The sequence below is a fragment of the Solitalea longa genome (genome assembly GCF_002920915.1).
GTDB classification, from domain to species: domain Bacteria; phylum Bacteroidota; class Bacteroidia; order Sphingobacteriales; family Sphingobacteriaceae; genus Solitalea; species Solitalea longa.
In genome coordinates, this window is record NZ_PQVF01000006.1 from 68,649 (window position 1) to 90,705 (window position 22,057).

General features: G+C 36.8%; 26 protein-coding genes. 20 read left to right on the forward strand and 6 right to left on the reverse strand.

The window, feature by feature from the left end; genetic code table 11:
- Nucleotides 1–119: 119 nt before the first annotated feature.
- The 3 genes from C3K47_RS09375 to rpmB all read right to left on the reverse strand — a co-directional run bounded on the left by C3K47_RS09375 (nt 120) and on the right by rpmB (nt 792).
- Nucleotides 120–278: a DUF4295 domain-containing protein gene (locus C3K47_RS09375; RefSeq protein ID WP_103788878.1), complete on the reverse strand. Its 159-nt coding sequence runs from the start codon at nt 276–278 to the stop codon at nt 120–122.
- A 76-nt stretch (nt 279–354) separates the two neighbouring features.
- Nucleotides 355–537: a 50S ribosomal protein L33 gene (gene rpmG, locus C3K47_RS09380; protein ID WP_103788879.1), complete on the reverse strand. Its 183-nt coding sequence runs from the start codon at nt 535–537 to the stop codon at nt 355–357.
- Nucleotides 538–558: 21 nt separating this feature from the next.
- A complete protein-coding gene (gene rpmB / locus C3K47_RS09385; RefSeq protein ID WP_103788880.1) occupies nt 559–792 on the reverse strand; it encodes a 50S ribosomal protein L28 in 234 nt (77 codons plus the stop codon).
- 578 nt (nt 793–1,370) lie between these two features.
- Here rpmB and acs point away from each other — a divergent pair.
- From acs to C3K47_RS09410, 6 genes are all read left to right on the forward strand, one after another.
- Nucleotides 1,371–3,272 (forward strand): acetate--CoA ligase, encoded by a 1,902-nt coding sequence (gene acs, locus C3K47_RS09390; protein WP_103788881.1) that lies wholly within the window; start codon nt 1,371–1,373, stop codon nt 3,270–3,272.
- A 187-nt stretch (nt 3,273–3,459) separates the two neighbouring features.
- Nucleotides 3,460–3,612 (forward strand): lmo0937 family membrane protein, encoded by a 153-nt coding sequence (locus C3K47_RS09395; RefSeq protein WP_103789094.1) that lies wholly within the window; start codon nt 3,460–3,462, stop codon nt 3,610–3,612.
- A gap of 300 nt (nt 3,613–3,912) precedes the next feature.
- On the forward strand, nt 3,913–4,332 hold the full coding sequence (locus C3K47_RS09400) for a hypothetical protein (protein ID WP_133159359.1): 420 nt from the start codon (nt 3,913–3,915) through the stop codon (nt 4,330–4,332).
- Nucleotides 4,333–4,342: 10 nt separating this feature from the next.
- Complete coding sequence (locus tag C3K47_RS09405) at nt 4,343–4,906, forward strand: YciE/YciF ferroxidase family protein (protein ID WP_103788883.1); 564 nt, start codon at nt 4,343–4,345, stop codon at nt 4,904–4,906.
- A gap of 118 nt (nt 4,907–5,024) precedes the next feature.
- On the forward strand, nt 5,025–5,156 hold the full coding sequence (locus C3K47_RS19800) for a hypothetical protein (protein ID WP_262508181.1): 132 nt from the start codon (nt 5,025–5,027) through the stop codon (nt 5,154–5,156).
- Between the two features lie 24 nt (nt 5,157–5,180).
- Nucleotides 5,181–5,378, forward strand: coding sequence for a hypothetical protein (locus C3K47_RS09410; protein ID WP_103788884.1), 198 nt, complete (start codon nt 5,181–5,183; stop codon nt 5,376–5,378).
- Between the two features lie 8 nt (nt 5,379–5,386).
- Here C3K47_RS09410 and C3K47_RS09415 read toward each other — a convergent pair whose 3' ends face one another.
- Nucleotides 5,387–5,947 carry a DUF1003 domain-containing protein gene (locus C3K47_RS09415; RefSeq protein ID WP_103788885.1) on the reverse strand — a complete coding sequence of 187 codons (561 nt, stop codon included), beginning with the start codon at nt 5,945–5,947 and terminating at the stop codon, nt 5,387–5,389.
- Between the two features lie 570 nt (nt 5,948–6,517).
- On the opposite strand from C3K47_RS09415, the gene C3K47_RS09420 reads away from it, so the two are divergent.
- Nucleotides 6,518–6,982, forward strand: a complete 465-nt coding sequence (locus tag C3K47_RS09420; protein ID WP_103788886.1) for a response regulator — start codon at nt 6,518–6,520, stop codon at nt 6,980–6,982.
- Nucleotides 6,979–10,410, forward strand: coding sequence for a chemotaxis protein CheB (locus tag C3K47_RS09425; RefSeq protein WP_103788887.1), 3,432 nt, complete (start codon nt 6,979–6,981; stop codon nt 10,408–10,410). The genes C3K47_RS09420 and C3K47_RS09425 overlap by 4 nt, the downstream gene beginning before the upstream one ends.
- Before the next feature lie 175 nt (nt 10,411–10,585).
- Here C3K47_RS09425 and C3K47_RS09430 read toward each other — a convergent pair whose 3' ends face one another.
- On the reverse strand, nt 10,586–11,140 hold the full coding sequence (locus C3K47_RS09430) for a DUF4142 domain-containing protein (RefSeq protein WP_103788888.1): 555 nt from the start codon (nt 11,138–11,140) through the stop codon (nt 10,586–10,588).
- Between the two features lie 419 nt (nt 11,141–11,559).
- On the opposite strand from C3K47_RS09430, the gene C3K47_RS09435 reads away from it, so the two are divergent.
- From C3K47_RS09435 to C3K47_RS09490, 11 genes are all read left to right on the forward strand, one after another.
- Nucleotides 11,560–11,784: a hypothetical protein gene (locus C3K47_RS09435; protein ID WP_103788889.1), complete on the forward strand. Its 225-nt coding sequence runs from the start codon at nt 11,560–11,562 to the stop codon at nt 11,782–11,784.
- Between the two features lie 113 nt (nt 11,785–11,897).
- Nucleotides 11,898–12,458 carry a helix-turn-helix domain-containing protein gene (locus C3K47_RS09440; protein WP_103788890.1) on the forward strand — a complete coding sequence of 187 codons (561 nt, stop codon included), beginning with the start codon at nt 11,898–11,900 and terminating at the stop codon, nt 12,456–12,458.
- A gap of 141 nt (nt 12,459–12,599) precedes the next feature.
- On the forward strand, nt 12,600–13,412 hold the full coding sequence (locus C3K47_RS09445; RefSeq protein WP_103788891.1) for an MlaE family ABC transporter permease: 813 nt from the start codon (nt 12,600–12,602) through the stop codon (nt 13,410–13,412).
- Between the two features lie 3 nt (nt 13,413–13,415).
- Nucleotides 13,416–14,207 carry an ABC transporter ATP-binding protein gene (locus C3K47_RS09450; RefSeq protein ID WP_103788892.1) on the forward strand — a complete coding sequence of 264 codons (792 nt, stop codon included), beginning with the start codon at nt 13,416–13,418 and terminating at the stop codon, nt 14,205–14,207.
- 7 nt (nt 14,208–14,214) lie between these two features.
- On the forward strand, nt 14,215–14,940 hold the full coding sequence (locus C3K47_RS09455) for an MlaD family protein (protein WP_103788893.1): 726 nt from the start codon (nt 14,215–14,217) through the stop codon (nt 14,938–14,940).
- An 89-nt stretch (nt 14,941–15,029) separates the two neighbouring features.
- Nucleotides 15,030–15,989, forward strand: a complete 960-nt coding sequence (locus C3K47_RS09460) for a DUF4421 family protein (RefSeq protein ID WP_103788894.1) — start codon at nt 15,030–15,032, stop codon at nt 15,987–15,989.
- Nucleotides 15,990–16,284: 295 nt separating this feature from the next.
- On the forward strand, nt 16,285–17,055 hold the full coding sequence (gene surE, locus C3K47_RS09470; protein WP_103788896.1) for a 5'/3'-nucleotidase SurE: 771 nt from the start codon (nt 16,285–16,287) through the stop codon (nt 17,053–17,055).
- Nucleotides 17,056–17,071: 16 nt separating this feature from the next.
- On the forward strand, nt 17,072–17,374 hold the full coding sequence (locus tag C3K47_RS09475; RefSeq protein WP_103788897.1) for a hypothetical protein: 303 nt from the start codon (nt 17,072–17,074) through the stop codon (nt 17,372–17,374).
- Nucleotides 17,375–17,444: 70 nt separating this feature from the next.
- Nucleotides 17,445–18,557, forward strand: a complete 1,113-nt coding sequence (gene lpxB / locus C3K47_RS09480) for a lipid-A-disaccharide synthase (RefSeq protein ID WP_103788898.1) — start codon at nt 17,445–17,447, stop codon at nt 18,555–18,557.
- Nucleotides 18,558–19,129: 572 nt separating this feature from the next.
- Nucleotides 19,130–19,681: a hypothetical protein gene (locus tag C3K47_RS09485; protein WP_133159360.1), complete on the forward strand. Its 552-nt coding sequence runs from the start codon at nt 19,130–19,132 to the stop codon at nt 19,679–19,681.
- A gap of 96 nt (nt 19,682–19,777) precedes the next feature.
- On the forward strand, nt 19,778–20,116 hold the full coding sequence (locus tag C3K47_RS09490) for a DUF4870 domain-containing protein (RefSeq protein WP_103788900.1): 339 nt from the start codon (nt 19,778–19,780) through the stop codon (nt 20,114–20,116).
- Nucleotides 20,117–20,195: 79 nt separating this feature from the next.
- On the opposite strand, the gene C3K47_RS09495 is transcribed toward C3K47_RS09490, so the two are convergent.
- On the reverse strand, nt 20,196–20,945 hold the full coding sequence (locus C3K47_RS09495; protein ID WP_103788901.1) for a S8 family serine peptidase: 750 nt from the start codon (nt 20,943–20,945) through the stop codon (nt 20,196–20,198).
- Nucleotides 20,946–21,208: 263 nt separating this feature from the next.
- Between C3K47_RS09495 and C3K47_RS09500 the strand changes: the two genes are divergently transcribed.
- Complete coding sequence (locus C3K47_RS09500) at nt 21,209–21,877, forward strand: FAD-binding oxidoreductase (protein WP_103788902.1); 669 nt, start codon at nt 21,209–21,211, stop codon at nt 21,875–21,877.
- Nucleotides 21,878–22,057: the final 180 nt, after the last annotated feature.

Here is a 22,057-nt window from a genome sequence, read left to right on the forward strand (position 1 = left end):
TATCGCAAAGATAGAATAAAGCCTGCAGATTATTGATTAAGTGATCAGGACGATATCCTATAGAAACTAAAAAAGCTTCTTTCTACAGAAAGAAGCTCCATATAATACTTTAAGCTATATTATTTAGCGTTAGCGATTACATCTTTAACGTGGTCGTTGTGTACTACCACTTCTTTAAAGCTGTATGCACCGGTTTTTGGTGAACGAACGGTGGTAATTACTTTAGAGTATTCTTTACCTGTACCGGTTTTAAGTGTTGCAACTACTTTCTTAGCCATTTTCTTAAATTTTTACTAGTAATTTGTTGTCAGGTGGATTGTTATCTCAACAAAAACCTTAAAACATTAAACTGAATTACTTAATCTCTTTGTGAACAGTTACACGGCGTAATACATTGTTGAATTTTTTCAACTCTAAACGCTCAGTTGTATTTTTCTTGTTCTTGGTGGTAATATATCTTGAAGTACCAGGCATACCACTTTCTTTGTGCTCGGTGCACTCAAGAATAACCTGTACTCTGTTTCCTTTTTTAGCCATCGCCTAAATTTTTTTAAAATCTTATATGTAACCTTTTTTCAGAAATTTCTGAATGCATGATGAAATACCATTCTTGTTGATGGTTTTCAATGCAGAAGTTGATACTTTCAAAGTGATCCAACGATCTTCTTCAGGAATATAAAACTTCTTTAATTGTAGGTTAGGATAGAATTTGCGCTTGGTTTTAACGTTTGAATTAGAAACGTTGTGACCTTTCATGGCGCTCTTTCCGGTTAAATCACAAACTCTCGACATTGCTCTAAAGTATTAATATGCTAATTATTAGTCTTTTATTAAATGGGACGCAAATATCAGAAATATTTATGATAACAACAAAACGAATTTCAATTATTCATTGATTTCCATTTGTTGATTCATATAAATCTGAGTCCCTTTATTTAAGGTCGCAAAGATAGTGATCTTCTGCTTAATAGTCAACCATATACTATAATCAAATTTGAATCAGAAGCAATAGTTAAGCAAAGTGTAAGTTAGGCAGCAGATTTGTGAGTGCTAAAATCAATCATTAATAATAAGGTTTGACTAACTTTAGGATTAAATATTAAAGGATTAAATGATAATTGTTAAATGAAAATTCTTTCTTTTTTCAATCCAGTTATGAGCAGCAGACCTTAAGTTTAAAATAATTTGTTTTTAAAATATTTTTAAATGTACTTAGTGGATAAGAAATCAAATAAAGAACTCTGTTCTTAACAGATTAATTCAATATAGGTTTCGTTTTTAATATTTGATAAATATATTAGTGCATGATTTTATATAGTTACAGCCCATCATTGTAATTATTATTAAATTTTCAACCAGGTTTACGATTTATGAGTAGTTTTAAAATTAGTTCGTTCGAAGAGTACCAACAGGTATACAAAAAAAGTGTTGATGATCCGGAAGGTTTTTGGGCTGATATTGCGGGCACTTTTCGCTGGCAACAAAAATGGGATAAGGTTTTGGATTGGAATTTCACAGAACCGAATGTGAAATGGTTTACAGGAGGTAAGCTCAATATCACCGAGAATTGCCTTGATCGTCATTTAGAGAAAAACGGAAATACAGTGGCCTATATTTGGGAGCCTAACAACCCGAATGATCAAACCATAAAATATACGTACCGCGAATTATACGAGAAAGTTTGCCGTTTTGCCAACGTGTTAAAAAAGCATGGTGCTAGAAAAGGTGATCGTGTATGCATATATATGCCAATGATACCCGAACTGGCTATTGCTGTATTAGCCTGCGCGCGTATTGGAGCCATCCACTCGGTAGTGTTTGGTGGTTTTTCTGCACATTCAATTGCCGATCGTATCCAAGATGCACAAGCTTCATTGGTAATAACTGCCGATGGCGGTGTGCGTGGAAATAAAGAGATTCCGCTTAAATCAGTAATGGATGATGCTCTTGAGCTTTGTCCAACGGTAAAAAAGGTGATCGTTTATACTAAAATTAAAACGCCTGCTTACATGCAGCGTGGCCGCGATTACTGGTGGGATGAAGAACTGGCAACTGTTGGGGCTGATTGTCCGGCTGAGCCAATGGACTCAGAAGATACTTTATTCGTATTATATACTTCGGGTTCTACCGGCAAACCCAAAGGCGTATTGCACACCTGCGGTGGATACATGGTATTTGCCCAATACACCTTTGAAAATGTGTTTCAATATTCACAACCTGAAATATTTTTCTGTACGGCAGATATCGGATGGATCACCGGTCACTCCTATATTGTTTACGGGCCTCTATTAACTGGAGCAACCTCAGTAATGTTCGAAGGGATACCAACCTGGCCTGATCCGGGACGTTTCTGGGATATTGTGCAAAAGCATCGTGTTACTACTTTATATACTGCACCAACAGCGATTCGTTCATTAATGGCGTCAGGGTTAAAGCATGTTGAGAAAAAAGACCTTTCTTCGCTGACAAAATTAGGTTCGGTAGGAGAGCCAATTAACGAAGAAGCATGGCATTGGTTCCATGATCATATAGGTAAAGGTAACTGCCCGATTGTTGATACCTGGTGGCAAACCGAAACAGGAGGTATTATGATTTCTCCGATTGCGGGTATTACGCCAACAAAACCGGGTTATGCAACGTTGCCATTGCCAGGCATTCAGCCTTGCTTAATTGACGAGAAAGGGCAAGAAATCGAAGGAAATGGCGTATCAGGAAATCTTTGTATTAAGTTTCCTTGGCCAGGAATGATCCGTACCACTTATGGCGATCATGAGCGCTGCCGTAAAACCTATTTCTCTACCTATAAGAATATGTATTTTACTGGGGATGGTTGTTTACGTGACGACGATGGATATTATAGAATTACCGGAAGGGTTGACGATGTGATCAATGTTTCGGGTCACCGTATTGGCACTGCTGAGGTTGAGAACGCAATTAATATGCATACCGGTGTGGTTGAATCGGCTGTAGTTGGATATCCTCATGATATTAAAGGTCAGGGTATCTATGCTTATGTAATAACTGAGAAAACTCCGTCGGATGCTAATTTAATGAAGCAAGATATTTTAATGACTGTTTCAAGGATTATAGGGCCGATTGCAAAACCGGATAAAATTCAGTTTGTAAGCGGATTGCCTAAAACGCGCTCAGGTAAAATTATGCGTCGCATTTTGCGTAAAGTAGCTGAAGGAGATCTGGCAAACGTTGGGGATACCTCAACATTATTAGACCCTGCAATAGTAGATGAGATTAAGGCAGGTGTAATTGCTTAAAATATTGAAGGAGCCATAGGCTCCTTTTTTATTGCAGAATTGTAGAATGTTTTCTACAGTATTTTGAGCTTTAAAGTGGGATTCATTGCAAAAAGTTTAAATAAGCCGCCTAAAAGCATTAATGGCTCTTGGCATTATTATTTCAAGGTGTCATATAAAATATGGTTTAATTTTAAAACATAATACTATGAGCAGTTTATTGTATTTAATTGCCGTTATTTTGGTAATAGGCTGGATTTTAGGATTTTTTGTTTACTCGGCCGGTAATCTTATTCATATTTTACTGGTGCTTGCCATTGTTGCTGTTTTATTAAACTTTATCAGGGGTAGAAGCGTTTAGGGTGAATAGAACACCTTTTATATCTAAATTAAATTTACTCTTGGTTTTATATTGGGCCCTCCGGGCCCTTTTTTATTTTTTCAACATTCAAATTAACCGTACTTCAACGGGGTTTGGGAATTTGCTATAAGGAGTATCTCTCCAATAAATAATGGAACTCAATACGGAGTAGCAAGGGGGATGGGCTTGATTGCAGTTTGGCCTGTTTAACAATTTCTTAAATCTGTAAATAATGTAAGATTTAAATGTAATAGTGTAACATAAGCGGATTGAGAACCATCATCTTTGGAGTAGTGAAAATTGGTTCACTATCTAAATTTACACTCAAAGATGAGCACCAATCAAAATGACCAAAATAGCCAGGATACTGGCCGTCAGTCGAATCAAAAAAGCACAGAGGAGACTCTACAACAGCAAAGAGCTCAAGGAAATTCAACCCAAGAGCAACCTAAATCGGGTGATTCCCGTGAAAGAGGTCAACTTCCAAACGAAGATCGTAAGGACCAAAGTCAGAGAGAGCATCCAACAGATCCTAACGGAGATAAGTTTCATTCTAACAAACCGCAACAGGACGAAGAACGAAAAGATGATGATCAAACTGATCAGCCATTTGATGAACAATCAAACGATAAGAGTGAGGATGAAATAGAAGAAAGTCAAGAAGTACAAAACCAAGACAAATCAAATCGTCAAGGATTCGATCCTCAGAGTAAAAATTAAGGAGAACATTATGCAAAATACAACAAACGGTAATTCTCAAACTGCTAATGCAAAGAGAACCGCAAATAGAGGAATGAAATCTTCTCAGCTTATGCAATTGTTTGAAGATGAATTGAAGGATATTTATTGGGCAGAAAAGGCTCTAACAACTGCAATTCCCAAAATGATTAACAATGCAACTTCAGCAGAGCTTGTAAAGGCGTTAGAAAAACATCTGGAGGAAACTAAGGGACAGATTACCCGCGTGGAACAAGTATTTGAGACATTGGGAAAAAAAGCAGTTGCTAAAAAATGTGAGGCCATGGAAGGATTGATAAAAGAGGCCCAGGAAATCATGGAATCTTGTGAACCCGGAGCAATGTGTGATGCAGGAATAATTTCAGCCGGACAAAAAGTTGAGCATTATGAAATAGCCTCATATGGTACTCTTAGTCAGTTTGCAAGCACCTTAGGCTTATCAGCTGCAGCAAAATTACTTGGCGCTACTTTAGTTGAAGAAAAAGCAGCAGATGAAAAATTATCGCAGGTAGCCATGAGTGCTGTAAATATTGAAGCAGCAGAAAAAGTAAATTAACACCCGGGAAAAGAAGTGAAGCTAGTTTAACAAGTGAAGATGTTTAAACGCTTAGGGCTAACATACCGCAATAGCTTGTTAAATAAATACACACCTCTTTTTCTTTAAATAAAGAGATATGAATAAAGATCCGAAAAAAGGTCAGGCCGATAGTAAATCGGTTTCGCATAGAAAAGAAGATACCAAATCAAAATCTGACCATAAATCAGATGATAAAAAAGATACTGCAAAAAAAGAAAGTAAAAAGTAATCTAATAGAAGGTGTTTTTCATCAATGAAGCGTAATGGAGTAATTCATTGCGCTTCGTTTTATAGTCCTACGGTGTTTCAAAGCGCTGACGCAAATACAGCAAGAACGATCAGTGCTGTTTATAACCGCCCCCTTGATTACGATGTTGCTATAAATTGGGGGTGGATTGGTCATTGGGTTTTACCTGAAAATCGGGAGATTACAGAAGTGCAGTATTGTTAGAATAAGGTTTACTCAGCCGATTTTTCATCGAAAGTTTTAGCCACACGATTTACATCAGTTTCTTCAGTTAATTCTTTCAAAGATCCATCTATTTCTTCTTCCAGGCCGAAGTGCCTAACCATTTTTTGAACCATTCTTAAAATCATTGTTGTTTCTTGCTCATTAAGCATGTTTATCTGCAAATTAAGGTGAGCTCGCTTATCTGCTTCTTTAGTCATTCGGTTCTGACTCATTAGAACTAATAGCGTAAGAAAAATTGATTCTAATAAAACCACAAATGTAAGGAGGCGGAAAGGGAAGGGATCCAAGGGGGCAATGCCTGGAATAATACCTAAGTTTATTAAGATCCATCCTCCCATACACACAGCATGAAGAATGATGTATGGAGTGCTGCCTGCAAAAGTTGTGATTCTGTCAGCAAAATGCTCAGCAATAGAACGACTTTGGACGGTTTCTTTTTCCAAGTCCAAGATAGTTTCGATGTTTTTTTGAACTGGAACTGTCGCCGATACCTCGCCGTCCCTTAATATTTCTTTCTCATTTCCATCTAAATTTTTCTTATTCTCCATAATGCAGCATAATTATAAAGCCCATATTCTTCCACTCCGGTAGATGGATGTTATAAGGATAGTTCACGGAGGCTTAAATCCTCAGCATTCAAATACGTATACCCACAAGAATATTGGGTAAAACCACAAAAGTATTTTTTATACTCTTGTAATTTTAAGAAGGGAATTTAGAATCATTAAATCGTTTCAATGGTTTAAAAATCTATCATTCCTGTTTTTAGTCGCTGACTCTTGTGTTGCTTGTTTCTGTGACAGCATCCTTGAAATTAGCTTATATCCAAATTGCCATAGAAAAGTTATCACCGTAAATTTTATTAAATTCTTAATCATGATCTTACTATTTATTCAGTTAATCTGATGCAATTATGACTCCGAAGGCTGATTGGCTTTTGCGGGCCCATAGACAGAATAAAAATGGGCTAGTTGCAATAGGCCGAAGGATTAAATAGGTAACTTATTGCTGATAAAAGGATTTTTGTGTAATTAAATGCCATGTTCGCTGAACAATAATCAGTGGCTTCCTTACTGACTCAATAATTTAACTTAAATTTGAATCTATTTGCCAATATAATGCATGACACTTTAATCATTAAGGTCCTCCTTGCTGATGATGATAAGGACGATTGTTTTCTTTTCAGAGAAGCATTGCAAGAGATTCCAATGGCTAGTGAACTTAAAGTGGTGAATAATGGCGAACAACTTATGCACTATCTTATCGATGAAGCAGAGGAACTTCCAACCATTCTTTTTCTTGATCTTAATATGCCGCGTAAAAACGGCTTTAGCTGTTTAGAAGAGATAAAGGGTAATGAAAATTTAAAGCAAATCCCTGTAATTATTTTTTCCACTTCTTATGATGCGCATGTTGCCGAGCTGCTTTTCAAAAAAGGAGCACAGCACTATATTAGTAAGCCTGCTGACTTTTCGCAATTGATAAAAATAATTGAATATTCCCTTAAACTTATTTTACAGGAGAAGACTTCATCACCATTAAAAGGAAATTTTTTGCTTAGTAACCTGAAATCAACAACATGAGAAAAATTTCTTCTGATAAAAAAGGGTCCCTTTCTTTGAATTTGCCTAAAGCTGATTTTCCGATCGTTGCCATTGGTGCATCGGCAGGAGGATTGGAGGCTGTAAGCGAATTACTAAAAAATCTTCCTCCCGATACGGGTATGGCTTTTTTGTATGTGCAACATCTCAGTCCCGACCATAAAAGTATGCTCAGTTCGCTACTTGCAAAAACCACTTCAATGAAAGTGCAGGAAGCAACAAATAAAGAGTTGATGCTCCCCAATAATGTATATGTTATTCCACCTGATAAGGAAATGAATATCATGGACGGCATGATTAAAATCACACCCCGTCCAGAAACTCCGAAAGTTAATTTTCCTATTGATATTTTATTTGCTTCCCTTGCCGAAACGCATAATGAAAATGTGATAGGAGTAATTCTGTCAGGCAGTGCAACCGATGGAACCCGGGGGATGAAGGCGATTAAGCGCGAAGGTGGTTTAACGTTTGCGCAGGACGACACGGCAAAATTCTCTAGTATGCCCAAAAGTGCCATTGCCGCCGGCGTGGTTGATTTTGTGTTGTCTCCCCAAAAAATTGCTCAGGAAATATCACAACTTAGCACACATTCATTTATAAATCCCAATAACGACTATAAAGGAGCGCATTCACCCAAATTGGACGGGGAGACAGAGATTGACAATGCCAACCTCGACCTGAAAACAATTCTTCATCTCTTGCACAAAACGCAAGGGGTTGATTTCAGTCAGTATAAAATGACTACTATCAAGAGACGCATTTTGCGCAGGATGCTTCTTCACAAAATAAAATCACTAAATGAATATGTAACACTGCTCAAAGAAAAAAATGATGAGGTTAATATTCTTTACCAGGATTTACTTATTAATGTCACGGCTTTTTTTCGCGACACCGAAACGCATCAGTATTTAAAAACTACGCTGCTGCCAAGGTTACTCAAAAGCAAAAAGCCCGATGAACCCTTGCGCATTTGGGTGGCTGCATGTGCTACGGGTGAAGAAGCCTATTCAATTGCCATTACTCTGCTTGAAATTCAAAGCAGCAAATTCACTAACATACCCATTCAGATTTTTGCTACCGACCTTGACGCAAAAGCAATTGCAAAAGCACGCACTGGAGAATATTCGACAAGCGAATTGGAAGAAGTTTCTCCAAAACGCTTACAACGCTTTTACACCCAGACCCCAAACGGTTTTCGTGTAGCAAAGTCAGTGCGCGATATGTGTGTATTTGCACAACATAATGTTTTGGCTGATCCGCCCTTTGCCCGTGTTGATTTTATCAGCTGCTGTAACCTGCTTATTTATTTAGATACGGCAGCTCAGAAAAAAACAATCGCCATCTTTCATTATGCATTAAACGAAAACGGGGTACTGATGCTCGGTAAAGCAGAAACGGTTGGTCAATCTACTCAGCTTTTTTCCCCTTTCAATAAAAATTATAAAATCTATACGCGAAGAAACCATGCAGGTGTACGACCAATACCAGGTTTAACCTCTCGTTTGGCAAAGCAGACACCCTTGGAAATCAATTATAATTTCAACGAACGGAAAAGTCAAAGAGGTAATTTGGCTGCCAATGCAAGTCTCGACAAAGCCATTGATACGGTACTGCTTTCGCGTTTTATACCTGCAAGTGTAATTATTAACGAGCAGCTAGACATTTTACAATTTCGCGGAACGACCGATTTATACATTTCGCCTAGTACGGGCAAAGCTTCGCTTAACATTTTGAAAATGACCCGCCCAGAAATTGCCTTCGAACTGCGCTCGGCCATTTCAAAAGCCATAAAATCAAAACAAAGCGTACGTAAGTCGGGAATTGAAATAAAAATGAATGAGGTAATTCGCTGCATCAGCGTTGAAGTAGTGCCGCTTAAAGTTGAGTGGGATGAACCGGTACTTCTTATACTTTTTACCGAACAGCAGACAGAAACAATTTTTGATAGTAGCAAAGACTCAAAAAGTAGTTCAGTAAAAGACCGCAGAATTAAAAAACTGGAAGAAGAACTGGCTGCAGCCCGTGCTGACCTGCTTATTCTTATTCAGGAACAGGAGGCATTTAGCCAGGAATTGCAAACGGCAAACGAAGAAGTGGTTTCGAGCAATGAAGAATTACAAGCTATTAACGAAGAGTTGGAAACATCAAAAGAAGAAATAGAAAGTGCAAACGAAGAACTTACCACCACCAACCAGGAGCTGCAAACCCGCAATGAATTATTAAATGAGAGCTATGAGTATTCGGAAGCATTAGCCGCTACTATTCATGAATCTATGATTGTGCTCGATAAAAACCTTCGCGTAAAGACGGCCAACAAATCGTTTTATAAAGCTTTTGCTGTTCGCCCAGAAGAAACTGAAGGGGTGTTTTTGTATGAATTAGGAAACAGGCAATGGGATATTCCAAAGCTACGCCAACAGCTTGAAGAAATCCTTTCGAAGGATACTCATTTCCATGATTTTGAAGTGGAGCATGAGTTTGAAACCATCGGCCTAAAAGTAATGTTACTTAATGCTGGCCACATTACTCAAAAAGCCCACCACGAGCAATTAATCCTTCTTTCTATTCTCGATATCACCGAAATAAAAAAGCTGCAGCAACAGCTTCAGCAGAAAGAAATAACTGAAGAGAAAGTAAAGAGCATGCATCTGGAAGCCACTGTAAGGAAACGTACCAAAGATTTGATCCAATCCAACAGTGCCCTTGAAAAAATGAACAAGGAGCTCGAAGCGTTCACCTATCTATCCAGCCATGATTTACAGGAACCGCTTCGCAAGATCCAAACCTTTACACAAAGAATTTTGGAAAAAGAGAATCCAAATCTATCTGATATAGGAAAGGACTATTTTTACCGCATACAAAATGCCGCAGCACGGATGCGAACCCTCATTCAGGATTTGCTCACTTTCTCAAGAATTAGTACAGCTGAGCGAGAATTTGAATTAACCGATCTCAATACTATTATTGCGGAAGTAAAGTATGAATTCAAAGATTTTATTGAAGAAAAACATGCAACCATTGAAGTGGGGGAATTGTGTGAATTAACTATTATTCCTTTTCAGTTTGTTCAGTTGTTTCAAAATCTTATTAGTAATGCGCTCAAATTTTCCGCTCCCGGGATTCCTCCGCATGTAATCATAAAAAGCGAAATGATAAAGGCAGCACACTCACCTTTGGCTCAGAAAAACGCGTGTCACCTTACCATCATCGATAATGGTATAGGTTTCGAACAGCATTTCTCCGAACAGATCTTTCAGGTTTTTCAAAAGCTTCACGGAAAAGATGAGTATGAAGGCACAGGTATTGGACTTGCCATTGTTAAAAAAATTGTAGAGAATCACAGTGGCCTCATTACTGCTTCTAGTGAACTAGGTAAAGGGGCTAAGTTTGATATTTACATTCCTGTATAATCTTTCTTCATCTTCTAGCCGTGGGGATCGTCGTATAAATGATCTATACGCTGATAGATGAAGAGCAAGGGGAGGAGTTTTGAATTATTTAATGTGATTGTTCAGTTGCGTACTGCAAAAAGAAAGGGACTTACTGTTGTAAATCCCTTTTTATTTAAACCAACACCTACCTGGTTTATTCTATCTGACTTATTTTATCACTAAAGTCTTTCGTTTTTGAAGAGTAACTATTGATCAAAGGACTGATTTCTGTTGCCCATTTTTTAATTTCTGGATCTGAAGCATTGCTAAGCTTTGTTAACGAGTTACTTAGGTCTGTTTGAGTGGCGTCTACAGTTTTAGCGTATTGTTTATCATAGTCTCTTCCTGATAATTTTGTCAGATCCGTATTCATGCTATTCATCTCAGTAGTTAGATCTTCATTAAGGGTGATATTTCTTTGCTTCGCAAATTTTCTGAATTCTTCTCTGAGGGTTCCATAATCAGCTTTTAAATCTTTTGAATATGCCTGAACTTCTTGGGAAGTAGAATTAGTAAGGGCATTTGTTGCTGATTGTTCGTTTATAATAAGATAACTATATGTTTTATTGTATAGTTCAGCATCTGTCATACTTACGCTATCTGTTTTACTGATTGATTTAGTGGTAGACTGCGCCGGTTTACAACTCATCTGGGAAAATATTGTCAAGCAAACTGCTACAGCCGCAAAACCTATTATGATTTTTTTCATATCACATATTATTGATTACGTAACATAGGGGAAAGATGATGCCACAACATTTGTAATCATCAATAGCGTTTTTGATTTGTATTAGAATCGTAGTTTGAGGTATAATTGGTTGATAAATAATAATTTACCTTTCAGTTGATGGTTGAAAGAAATTGTAGATAAACTTACGTTTAATGAGAAGAATAGCGTAGAAAGTACGCTGTTAAATTAATAAAGTTCTTGTGAAGCAGTTATTAATTTGATTCTTTTCGAATACTTCATGGTTAAGTAAATAGTTGTTTATATGCGCACTACATTCCCGATAATGTGCATTATCTTATTAAATCAGTGATTTATTAGCTGGTTAGATGGGTTTAAACAGGCTATGGGCACTGGCATCATTTTTCTATCTATATGAATAAACCAACCTTAACTCAATAATGGATACTTCAAAAGGAAATGAGTCTAACAGGAAAATATCTTCAGCGAATCAAATGAACAGGGAAGATCTATCTTCTCTCTTCAAGACAAAAAATGCTGAAATCGATATTAATGGTAAAGAATGCTTATTAATTGTGCCTGAGGCTACTATTTTTAATGAAATGCTAAAAAAAAGTTTAGCGATCCGGGACTTGCTTTTAAAACTTAAAGAAAATTTAACCTAGTGTTCACCTAAAATTTGTATTAATCCGGTTTCCTTATATCTGCTATTCAATCATTGAAAAGTAGTTGGACCGTATTGAAATAGTTGGGCGAATCTAAGACAGAGGATTACTCGATGAAACTTATAATAAGAAATATGGTGAGTTTGCGTTGCAAACTGTTGGTGAAACAAGAATTGGATATTCTTAATATTTCCTATTCTAAGGTTGACCTAGGGGAGATTCAACTATTGAAGAGCCTTCCAAATGAAAAAATGAATCTGCTCAAGGCTGTGTTGTTAAAATCGGGACTAGAATTGATAGAGGATAAAAAAGTAATGCTCATTGAAAAAATTAAAAACATAATTGTTGAAATGATCCATTATGCCGAAGAGTTGCCCAAATCTACTTTTTCTGCGTACCTGACTGAGAAATTGAAATATAACTATACCTATATGTCAAATATTTTTTCAGAAATAAAAGGTATTACCATTGAGCAGTTCATCATGCTGCATAAAATTGAAAGAGTCAAAGAATTAATTATTTATAATGAATTGACCTTAACGCAAATTGCCTATAAACTTCATTATAGTAGTGCCGCCCATCTCTCCAATCAATTTAAAAAGATGACCGGATTAACTCCCTCCTTTTTTAAGTCTTTTAAACCTCAACTACGCATACCGCTGGAAGATGTCTAAACTAATCATCTAGATCCTGATAAGCCTTCAATTATTGACAGGGGTATTTATTGCTCAGTTTTCCTGCATATTTTATTGATTGTGAGTTGATTATGTAAAAATGGGGTTTAGTACTGGTATGTGATTTGACTTTATTAATGTATGAGTCAACCTTCAACTAATAAAATAACCACTGCTGAAACGATAGCGGAATACTTGCCGTCTTCCTTTCAAAATTTTCTTATCGAGTTAGGATCAATGCTGCAGTTTTTTATAGATTTTTTTAAGAATCTATTTAAAAGAGGATTTGAATGGAATGCGTTTATCAGGCAATGTTTTGAAGTGGGTTATCGTTCCATTGGGCTAATTTCATTAACAGCATTTATAATGGGTTTGGTAATGACATTGCAATCTCAACCCACCTTAGCCAACTTTGGAGCAGAGTCGTGGTTACCAGGAATGGTCTCCATTTCAATTGTTAGAGAAATCGGTCCTGTAATAACATCATTATTATGTGCAGGTAAAATTGCCTCGAGTATGGGTGCCGAGTTAGGGAGCATGAAAGTAACAGAACAGATTGATGCGATGGAAGTATCGGGTTCAAACCCAATGAAATATTTAGTAGTAACGCGCATTTTAGCCACTACACTTACAATTCCACTTTTGGTCATACTCTCAGATGCTATTTCGTTTTGCGGAAGCTGGGTGGCCGTAAACATAAACTCCACGATGAGTGCAATGCTTTTTTTTAACAAAATATTTGCAGCGATTGAATTTAAAGATTTGATTCCTTCCATTATCAAAAGCATTCTTTTTGGATTTGCAATTGGTTTTATAGGTTGTTATAAGGGATATAATTCAAGTAAGGGAACGGAAAGCGTTGGTGTAGCTGCTAACTCTGCTGTTGTTACCGCCTCCATTTCTATTTTCTTAATAGATATGTTGGTTGTTCAAATCACTAATTTATTGTATTAACAAATGGATAGCGCAATTAAAACCGGGAGTAAAACCCTTGAAAATAATGTTACTTCATCAGAATACGTTCTGGAAATTGAGCATTTAAAGAAGTCATTTGATGATAAGCAAGTGCTGAAAGACATCAATTTAAAACTGAAGAAAGGGGAGAACCTGGTAGTATTGGGGAAATCTGGCCACGGTAAGTCGGTATTAATTAAGTGTATAGTAGGTCTGTTAACCCCAGACGAAGGGACCTTGAAGGTTTTCAATAAAGAAATTACTAACCTAAATGAAGATGAATTAACTGAATTGCGAAGACGGATAGGTTTCTTGTTTCAAAATTCGGCATTATATGATTCGATGTCGGTTAGAGAAAACCTTGAATTCCCATTACAACGCCAGGATGAACCATTAAGTGAAGAAGAATTAACCCCATTAATAGAAGAGGTTTTGGAGGCGGTTGGATTGCTGGATGCTATTGATAAGATGCCGTCCGATCTTTCGGGCGGGATGCGAAAAAGAATAGGCTTGGCTCGCACCTTAATATTGAAACCGGAAATAATGCTGTATGACGAGCCTACAACCGGGTTAGACCCCATTACTTCCAATGAGATCAGTTTGCTGATCCTTGATATTCAGAAGAAATATAATACCTCTTCGATCATTATTACCCATGACATGGCTTGTGCTAAGGTTACGAATGACAGGATAATGGTGCTAAAAGAGGGTGAATATATAGCGGAAGGTTCTTATGAAGAGCTTGAAAATTCAGAAGATGAATTTGTAAGATCCTTTTTTAATAGTACTAATTAAAAAATATATGGACACCATTAAGAAAATAAAACTAGGTGCTTTTGTATTAATCACCTTGGTTTTGGCAATAATTGCGGTGTTTCTGATCGGGCGGAAAAAGAAACTATTTAGCGATACCTTTTATCTATCAGCATATTATAAAAATATTGGTGGATTGCAGGTTGGGAATAATGTGCGCTTTTCGGGAATATTTGTGGGAATAGTAGAAAAAATAGAGCTGGTAACCGATAGTACGGTTCGGGTAGATATGCAAATAGAGGAAGGAGTGAGAAAGTTCATAAAGAAAGATGCACTTGCCAGTATAGGTTCTGAAGGTTTGATGGGGGATAAATTGGTGATTATTAGTCCAGGTAAGAATTCACTACAACCTATTGAGTCGGGTGGGAAAATTGCAACTTCTGAACCCATGGATATGGATAAGGTAATTAACCAGTTAGGAAACATTACCGCCAGCGCCACAGCTATTACCACAGACCTTGCTAAAATTACCAATCATATAAATGCGGGGAAAGGTTCTTTGGGCCGATTGATATATGATAATCAAATTGCTAATAACCTGGAGGGAACAGCTAAAAATGTTGAGAAGGGTACTAAGGGGTTTGAAGAAAATATGAACGCTTTAAAAAGCAACTTTTTATTTAGGGGTTATTACAAAAAGCAAGAGAAAGAGGCTGCAAAACGGAAGGAAGAAAAAGCTGATAGTACAAAAAAAGCCAAAAAGAAAAGTAAATAGCTTGGTCCCTTGGTTTCAACTAATTAACAGTTGTTATTCTATTGAGTTTGGGGAGTTGAGATTGTATATAAGGATTTTAGTATAATGACATGAAAACCCGTTCTTTTCTTTGTTTATTTCTTTGTTGGGCTAATCTTTTAAATGCCCAATCAAAGCAGGGTGATACACACGATACCACTTATTATACTTCGTTTACAGATAAATTGGTGAGTCGGGGTTTCCTTGATCAGCGTTATTCCAAGCTTCGGCTTTCAGATAGCGAAGACGGTTCTAACCTAACCTATAAACCCGATAATGTGTTAAGTTTAGGAACAGGAGTAAGTTATGGTTGGTTTACCTTCAATCTGTCATATGGATTTGGGTTCTTAAACTCTTCAAAAGATAAAGGAACTAAGTATTTCAATCTTCAATCACATAGTTATTCTCAAAAAAATATAGTCGATTTGTTTGCTCAGTTTTATTCAGTCAAACCAAGTTTCAAAACACAGTTTTTCGGCGGATCCTACCAATACGTATTTAACAATAAGCGTTTTTCTTATCGTGCAGCCTTTTTACAAAATGAATGGCAAAAGAAATCAAGTGGTACATTTTTACTGGGAGCAGAAACTTATTTTGGAACGGTAAAGGGAGATAGTACGATAATTCCGGTCTCCAATCCGGGCTCGGCCGGCGAATTAAAAAACCATACGGTACGTTTTTATGAATTTGGTCCCAACATAGGTTATACCTATACACTTGTTATAAAGCAGCATTTTTCTGTAACTGGTTCGTTATCGGTAAGTATGGACTATGGAAGGATCACCTTTGAAAGTGATGTAGGAAAAAACTATAAGGATGGATTTACCCCTAACTTTTTTACCAGAGTTTCGGGAGGTTACACCACCAATAAATGGGCCTTGAATGCCATTTGGTTAAATGATAACATTCGAATGAAGGGTAAGGATAACGCCAGAAAATTAAATATTGATAACGGGAACGTTCGAATCATTTACACCTATCGTTTCAACACGGGGCCGAAATTCAAAAAGAAATTAAGGTTTTTAAACTAAGAGTCTGTCTTATTTGCTTATTATTTTCTTCTTATAAACATTATAAGAAGAAAATAATTACATCAATACCTACGGCCACCATATTATACCCACTCAAACTCCTTCCTTAAAAAATACTTTCAATAAACCGAATAATGTCATTTTCCTAAATGAATACATTGGCTGAGTTCTGTTAAAACAGAGCCTTGCGGCATTTTTTAATGACTGGCTTTGGCCATTTTTAGAAATATAGAGTTGTTGCTTTTTGTCAACCATTCTCCAATCAATTATCCTTATTTTCGGGGCAAAAAATAACATGACCAAACAACGCCCTACTATATTAATTACCAATGATGACGGCATAACCGCACCTGGGATTAAAGTTTTAATTGAATTGATGCGCCAGCTTGGAGATATAGTGGTTGTAGCGCCAGATAGTCCTCAATCGGGGATGGGGCATGCCGTTACAATTGCAAAGCCTTTACGTTTAGATAAGGTAGATATTTACGAAGGGGTTGAAATGTATCAATGTTCAGGTACTCCAGTTGATTGCGTGAAATTGGCAGTTAATAAGGTGTTACATAAAAAACCGGATCTATTGGTTTCAGGGATTAATCATGGTTATAATTCGTCTATCAATGTAATTTATTCAGGAACAATGTCGGCGGCAATGGAAGGAGCTATTGAAGGCATTCCTTCTGTTGGGTTTTCTTTAGGAGATTTCAGGCAAGATGCCGATTTTGAAGCTACAAGGCCATTTGTTTTGGATGTTGCAAAGCAGATTTTGGCGAATGGATTACCTGCCGGAACGTTATTAAATGTTAATTTTCCTCCCGTTAAAGATATAAAAGGGCTAAAAGTTTGTCGTCAGGCCATTGCCAAATGGGAGGAAGAGTTTGATGAACGAATTGATCCAAACGGTCGTCGGTATTTTTGGCTTACGGGTAAGTTTGCGCTTAATGATAAAGGAGAAGACACCGATGAATACGCATTAAACGAGGGTTTTGCTTCTGTGGTGCCGGTTCATTTTGATTTTACATCATACAATGCAATTCCAACGTTAAAGAATTGGAATTTTAACGTTTAAGCATTAGATTAATCGCATGAGTGAAAATATTCAACTGCCATCAGGGGATAATCCTTGGAAAGGGCTTTTTAAAAAAGACAGCTTTTTATTTGGAACAATTTTGGGAATAATAGTACCTCTTCTTATGTTTTTTCTGGTTGAATTTGTTCATCTGGGAGATCAAATGGGGGTAAGAGATTCATCGCTGTATTTATTAGGGTTAATTGTAAACCTTTTTTTAGTTCGTTATTATTTCAAAAAAGAGATCAGTAATACCGGCAAAGGAGTTTTTCTTATCTCATTTTTGGTGGTTTTAGCCGTCTTTTTCTTTAAAAGTTAATAATTAAACAGTCCATAGACCATGGTTTTATAGATAGTAACGGCTATGGACCATTGATTTTTTACAATTTATGAAATACTATATTATTGCCGGAGAAGCATCAGGAGATCTACATGGTTCAAACCTGATGAAGGCTTTAAAAGAGGCTGATTCTGCAGCCGAATTTCGTTTTTGGGGCGGAGATTTAATGTTGGCTGAAAGCGAGAATATCCGTAAGCATTACAAGGACATGGCCTTTATGGGCTTTGTTGAAGTAGTGGTAAATCTTCGTAAAATTTTCAATAATCTTTCTGATTGTAAAAACGATTTATTGGCCAATCGTCCGGATGCCTTAATACTGGTTGATTTCCCGGGTTTTAATTTAAAGATGGCCGAATTTGCCAAACGAAATGGCATTAAAGTTTTCTACTACATATCGCCAAAAGTTTGGGCCTGGAATCAAAAACGGGTGTTAAAAATTAAAAAGGTCGTTGACCACATGCTCTGTATTTTGCCTTTTGAGGTATCGTTTTATGATAAATGGGGAATGAATGTTGATTATGTTGGAAACCCTTTATTAGATGCAATTTCTACCTATCCATATAATCCCCATTTCAGAACAGATAACCAATTAGATAGTAAACCCATTGTTGCCTTATTGCCGGGTAGCAGAAAACAGGAAATTGAGCGATTGCTGCCGGAAATGGTGAAAATGCAAACGCTATTTCCCGAAAAGCAATTTGTAATTGCTGGTGCACCTACGTTTGCTTCGGATTATTATGAACAATTCAAAAAAGGAATCCAAATTCCAGTGGTTTTTGGTAAAACCTATGACCTGCTGAAAAATGCAGAAGCTGCGATTGTTGCATCAGGCACAGCCACTCTTGAGACAGCCTTATTGGATGTTCCACAAATAGTGGTTTATAAGGGCAATCCTTTAAGTATTGCCATAGCCAAAGTGCTGGTGAAGATCCGTTTTATTTCACTGGTAAATCTTATATCCGATAAGCCGGTGGTAAAAGAACTTATCCAGGAAGATTGCAACGAAAAAAATCTTCAAGCTGAGTTGAACAACATTTTAAATAATGCCGACTATCGACAAAAAATGCTGCAAGACTATGATGAGCTGGATCAATTGATGGGGAGTCCGGGTGCATCTGAACGTACCGCAAAACTAATTGTGGGATATCTTTCTGAAAAGTAAACAACTTATATTTATCATCTCCAAAGTCCGAAAAGGACTTTTTGTTTAGAAAGTATATAAGTAATAATGTCAATTCAAAACAAAGAATAGAGAGTTAGAGATCTGGATAAAGTAAAACTATAAATTGCAAAACCATCTTTTTTAAAATAGGTGGTTTTGCTGTTTTTAGATGGGGAATAACTATTCTGGAGATACTCTCTAATTCCTTTCATGAAACTATTCTGATAGATTCCTTAGTAATACTTTGTCTCAATTCCCTAAAGAGATGTGGAAAAGCATTCCAAACAGTGAGGAGTATTTCTACAAACTTGAACTGATTTTTCATCGTTTTCATTGTGTTGTAATGACCAATTTGCAGGTTCTCTATAAAAAGCTTAATAACCAGGCTTTACTCGATGCTATGCCCAATGTTAAGCTACTTGTGTTTTCATGAAAGGCATTGGCAAGATTCCTGCAAGAATACTGAATGGTTTTGTTTGAATTAAAGAATAATTGGTTAATAGGTTGAGTTTTAGCTGGATTATCTTTTCATTACTTGCAGGCCTGGTGTTTAAACATTTACTGATTAACCCATGCGCTCTAAACATTTATTTACACTAGTGTTCGTAACATGCATTTTGTCTTCTATGTTTTGTTATGGTCAGGTAACTTCATTTCCTTTAGAAGGAGAGTTTCATAATTATGCCACATTTTCTGTTGGCTCTTGCAGCGTTTCAAATATGACTGTAAAATATAAGCTTAATACAGTTGCGAATGAGCCCTCAGTTCTTCTTAATTTTAAATGGGAAGCATACGAAACCGCAGATGATAATTGTTTAAGTAGAGAACAATTTGAAATGTTTATTGAAGTAGGTATAGATGGAAAGTCTGTTTATATTCCGGCAACCGGTATTTTAGGAACTACACCCAGGGGAAATAATGACTGGGGATATAACCCATTTGTCGTCCCTCCAGATTGGGACAAACTCTTCTTAATATCGTTAAGAGGAGTTAAGGTTGGAAATTCTGCAGGAAGGGTTTATGTCTCCAATGATATGGCAAGAACCTATTGGTCTTCGGGTAATATGAAGGTTAACAGTGTTATACTATTGGATAAACTGGGGAATAAAAAAGCAATTCAATAAGAATATTCATTGCGTTAATTATTGATAAGGTTTTTATTTTCAATGGTTTGTATTCTCGAAAGCGTTGTGTATTTTAACAAAACACACCTGTAACTAATGCTACGAGAAGACAATCAGTTTTTAATGTTTACCCACCTGGGCCAACTGGCTCATTTTGTTTTTCCGTTTGGAGGGCTTTTAGTGCCTGTTTTGCTATGGCAAATAAAAAAGGATGAAATCCTTCATCTTGAAGAACACGCCAAAGAGATCGTCAATTTTCAAATAAGCTTTACTATTTATGCCATCGTTTCAGGTATTTTGGCCATATTTTTTATCGGCCTTGGTTTCTTAATTATCATCGGTTTGATAACGGTCATCTTTCCTGTTTTGGGAGCCGTAAAGGCAGCTAATGGCGAGTTTTATAAGTATCCGCTGACGATTGATTTTTTGAAATAGTATTTGATAACCACGAGTAACACAGAGTAACACGAGTTATTTACTCAATGTAACCCTGAGTTACTCTCTGGTTAAACAATTATTTTCCGCTGTTTATTTCCTCTGCCAGCAGCAACGCATTATAAGCATTTACAATTCCACCCGAATGGCATAGGTCTGTCATTGCTACATTGGTTTTTTGTTTGCCTGGTTTTACAACCAGGAAATCAATTTTCGAAACTGAACTTTCAATGATGTGTTTTACCTGACCAGCAGAAAGTTTAGGATAGTAAGATCGTAAAACGGCAGCCAGACCTGCTACCACTGGCGAGGCCATACTTGTTCCACTTTCAAATTCATAATTGTTTCCACCTTCGCAGGGAATGGTCGAGTAGATATTAAATCCAGGAGCAAACACATCTACCATTTCCTTTCCATAATTTGAAAAGGAAGCGATCAGGTTCTCTTTATCATAACCGCTTGCCCCAACCGTAATTACGTTTTTGGCCTTATTGTTTCCCTTGATATACCTCGCGGTTGGGTACATTTCTGCCGAATCTAAGTCTGCACCATCGTTTCCTGCTCCTTTTACTAACAAAACATCTTTCTGTTCAGCATAACGGTTTGCATCTTCCACCCATTTTTGTTCGGGCGAGTAATACTTGGCAAAACTCATGTTAATTACCTTCGCTCCATTATCCACAGCATAACGAATGGCCAGTGCGACATCTTTATCATATTCGTCTCCTACTCTTGGCGTGGCCCTAATGGCCATTAGCTGCACCGCATCAGCTATGCCATTTAAGCCCTTATCATTATTTCTAACGCCAGTTGTAATTGTTTTTCGTATTCAGAGGAATTTATTGTCATCTAATTGTTTGCGACTGTTTAAACGCAATGATAATTATATTTCCCGAAAAATATAAAACACCATTGAATGGCTGATTTTTTATCTGATACTTAGAAATAGGTGTTTAAAAATTCTTTATAGAATGAGAATAGCTTTTGCAAATGGTCAAAAGATCAACCACTGAGTCACAAGGTAACCTGCTATTACTATGATAAAATTCCCAACTTTTTGCTAACTTCTATAAACATTATCTCCAGTAATTTATGGAAGAACACATCGTCAAAATTCTTCATACCGAGTATGTTACGCATGATGTAAAGCGTTTCAGATTCGAAAAACCAATAGGCTACCAATTTGAGCCCGGACAAGCTACCGAAGTGGCTATTAATACAGAAGGCTGGAAGGAGGAACGACGCCCATTTACTTTTACTAGTTTAAATCAATGGGATTATTTAGAGTTTACCATTAAAATTTACAATGATCATAATGGAGTTACACACGAATTGGGTAAGCTGAATGCAGGTGGAGAATTGATCATTCACGATGTTTGGGGAACAATAAACTATAAAGGCCCTGGAGTTTTTATTGCCGGTGGGGCAGGTGTAACGCCTTTTATTGCCATTATTCGTGATTTAGATCAAAAGGGGCAGTTGCCGGGGAATTCATTGATATTTTCAAATAAAACGCAGGCGGATGTTATTCTTGATAAAGAATTTACCGAATTGCTCGGGGCTGATTTTCACAAAGTATTTACCCGCGAAACGGTAATGGGTTTTAAAGAACATTATATTGATGAACTCTACTTAAAGGAAACGATCAAAAACTTTGATCAACATTTTTATGTATGCGGTCCTGAAAAATTTATGACAAATATCTGTCAAATGCTGGAAAGCTTAGGCGCCAAAACTGAGGCTTTGGTGTTTGAAAAATAGTGTTTTTTAATTGGTACGAAAAATGCCATTGACACTTATTTATATTTCTTTCATAATTATCATTTTGATAATTATTTATTCAATTAATAATAATTAAATATGCTTAATAAGTATTTTTTTTAAAATACCTAAAAGTAGGTATTGTGCCAGGTAGATAATGTGGCTATTTTTATCGGGTAT

What these genes read in the sequence shown, in the direction of transcription:
- C3K47_RS09445 (WP_103788891.1), top strand. Translation starts at nt 12,600, where the DNA reads ATGAGTCAACCTTCAACTAATAAAATAACCACTGCTGAAACGATAGCG.
- C3K47_RS09460 (WP_103788894.1), top strand. Translation starts at nt 15,030, where the DNA reads ATGAAAACCCGTTCTTTTCTTTGTTTATTTCTTTGTTGGGCTAATCTT.
- rpmB (WP_103788880.1), bottom strand. Translation starts at nt 792, where the DNA reads ATGTCGAGAGTTTGTGATTTAACCGGAAAGAGCGCCATGAAAGGTCAC.
- C3K47_RS09375 (WP_103788878.1), bottom strand. Translation starts at nt 278, where the DNA reads ATGGCTAAGAAAGTAGTTGCAACACTTAAAACCGGTACAGGTAAAGAA.
- surE (WP_103788896.1), top strand. Translation starts at nt 16,285, where the DNA reads ATGACCAAACAACGCCCTACTATATTAATTACCAATGATGACGGCATA.
- rpmG (WP_103788879.1), bottom strand. Translation starts at nt 537, where the DNA reads ATGGCTAAAAAAGGAAACAGAGTACAGGTTATTCTTGAGTGCACCGAG.
- C3K47_RS09450 (WP_103788892.1), top strand. Translation starts at nt 13,416, where the DNA reads ATGGATAGCGCAATTAAAACCGGGAGTAAAACCCTTGAAAATAATGTT.
- C3K47_RS09415 (WP_103788885.1), bottom strand. Translation starts at nt 5,947, where the DNA reads ATGGAGAATAAGAAAAATTTAGATGGAAATGAGAAAGAAATATTAAGG.
- C3K47_RS09455 (WP_103788893.1), top strand. Translation starts at nt 14,215, where the DNA reads ATGGACACCATTAAGAAAATAAAACTAGGTGCTTTTGTATTAATCACC.
- C3K47_RS09435 (WP_103788889.1), top strand. Translation starts at nt 11,560, where the DNA reads ATGGATACTTCAAAAGGAAATGAGTCTAACAGGAAAATATCTTCAGCG.
- C3K47_RS09490 (WP_103788900.1), top strand. Translation starts at nt 19,778, where the DNA reads ATGCTACGAGAAGACAATCAGTTTTTAATGTTTACCCACCTGGGCCAA.
- acs (WP_103788881.1), top strand. Translation starts at nt 1,371, where the DNA reads ATGAGTAGTTTTAAAATTAGTTCGTTCGAAGAGTACCAACAGGTATAC.
- C3K47_RS09430 (WP_103788888.1), bottom strand. Translation starts at nt 11,140, where the DNA reads ATGAAAAAAATCATAATAGGTTTTGCGGCTGTAGCAGTTTGCTTGACA.
- C3K47_RS09440 (WP_103788890.1), top strand. Translation starts at nt 11,898, where the DNA reads ATGAAACTTATAATAAGAAATATGGTGAGTTTGCGTTGCAAACTGTTG.
- C3K47_RS09500 (WP_103788902.1), top strand. Translation starts at nt 21,209, where the DNA reads ATGGAAGAACACATCGTCAAAATTCTTCATACCGAGTATGTTACGCAT.
- C3K47_RS09475 (WP_103788897.1), top strand. Translation starts at nt 17,072, where the DNA reads ATGAGTGAAAATATTCAACTGCCATCAGGGGATAATCCTTGGAAAGGG.
- lpxB (WP_103788898.1), top strand. Translation starts at nt 17,445, where the DNA reads ATGAAATACTATATTATTGCCGGAGAAGCATCAGGAGATCTACATGGT.
- C3K47_RS09405 (WP_103788883.1), top strand. Translation starts at nt 4,343, where the DNA reads ATGCAAAATACAACAAACGGTAATTCTCAAACTGCTAATGCAAAGAGA.
- C3K47_RS09485 (WP_133159360.1), top strand. Translation starts at nt 19,130, where the DNA reads ATGCGCTCTAAACATTTATTTACACTAGTGTTCGTAACATGCATTTTG.
- C3K47_RS19800 (WP_262508181.1), top strand. Translation starts at nt 5,025, where the DNA reads ATGAATAAAGATCCGAAAAAAGGTCAGGCCGATAGTAAATCGGTTTCG.
- C3K47_RS09395 (WP_103789094.1), top strand. Translation starts at nt 3,460, where the DNA reads ATGAGCAGTTTATTGTATTTAATTGCCGTTATTTTGGTAATAGGCTGG.
- C3K47_RS09425 (WP_103788887.1), top strand. Translation starts at nt 6,979, where the DNA reads ATGAGAAAAATTTCTTCTGATAAAAAAGGGTCCCTTTCTTTGAATTTG.
- C3K47_RS09420 (WP_103788886.1), top strand. Translation starts at nt 6,518, where the DNA reads ATGCATGACACTTTAATCATTAAGGTCCTCCTTGCTGATGATGATAAG.
- C3K47_RS09410 (WP_103788884.1), top strand. Translation starts at nt 5,181, where the DNA reads ATGAAGCGTAATGGAGTAATTCATTGCGCTTCGTTTTATAGTCCTACG.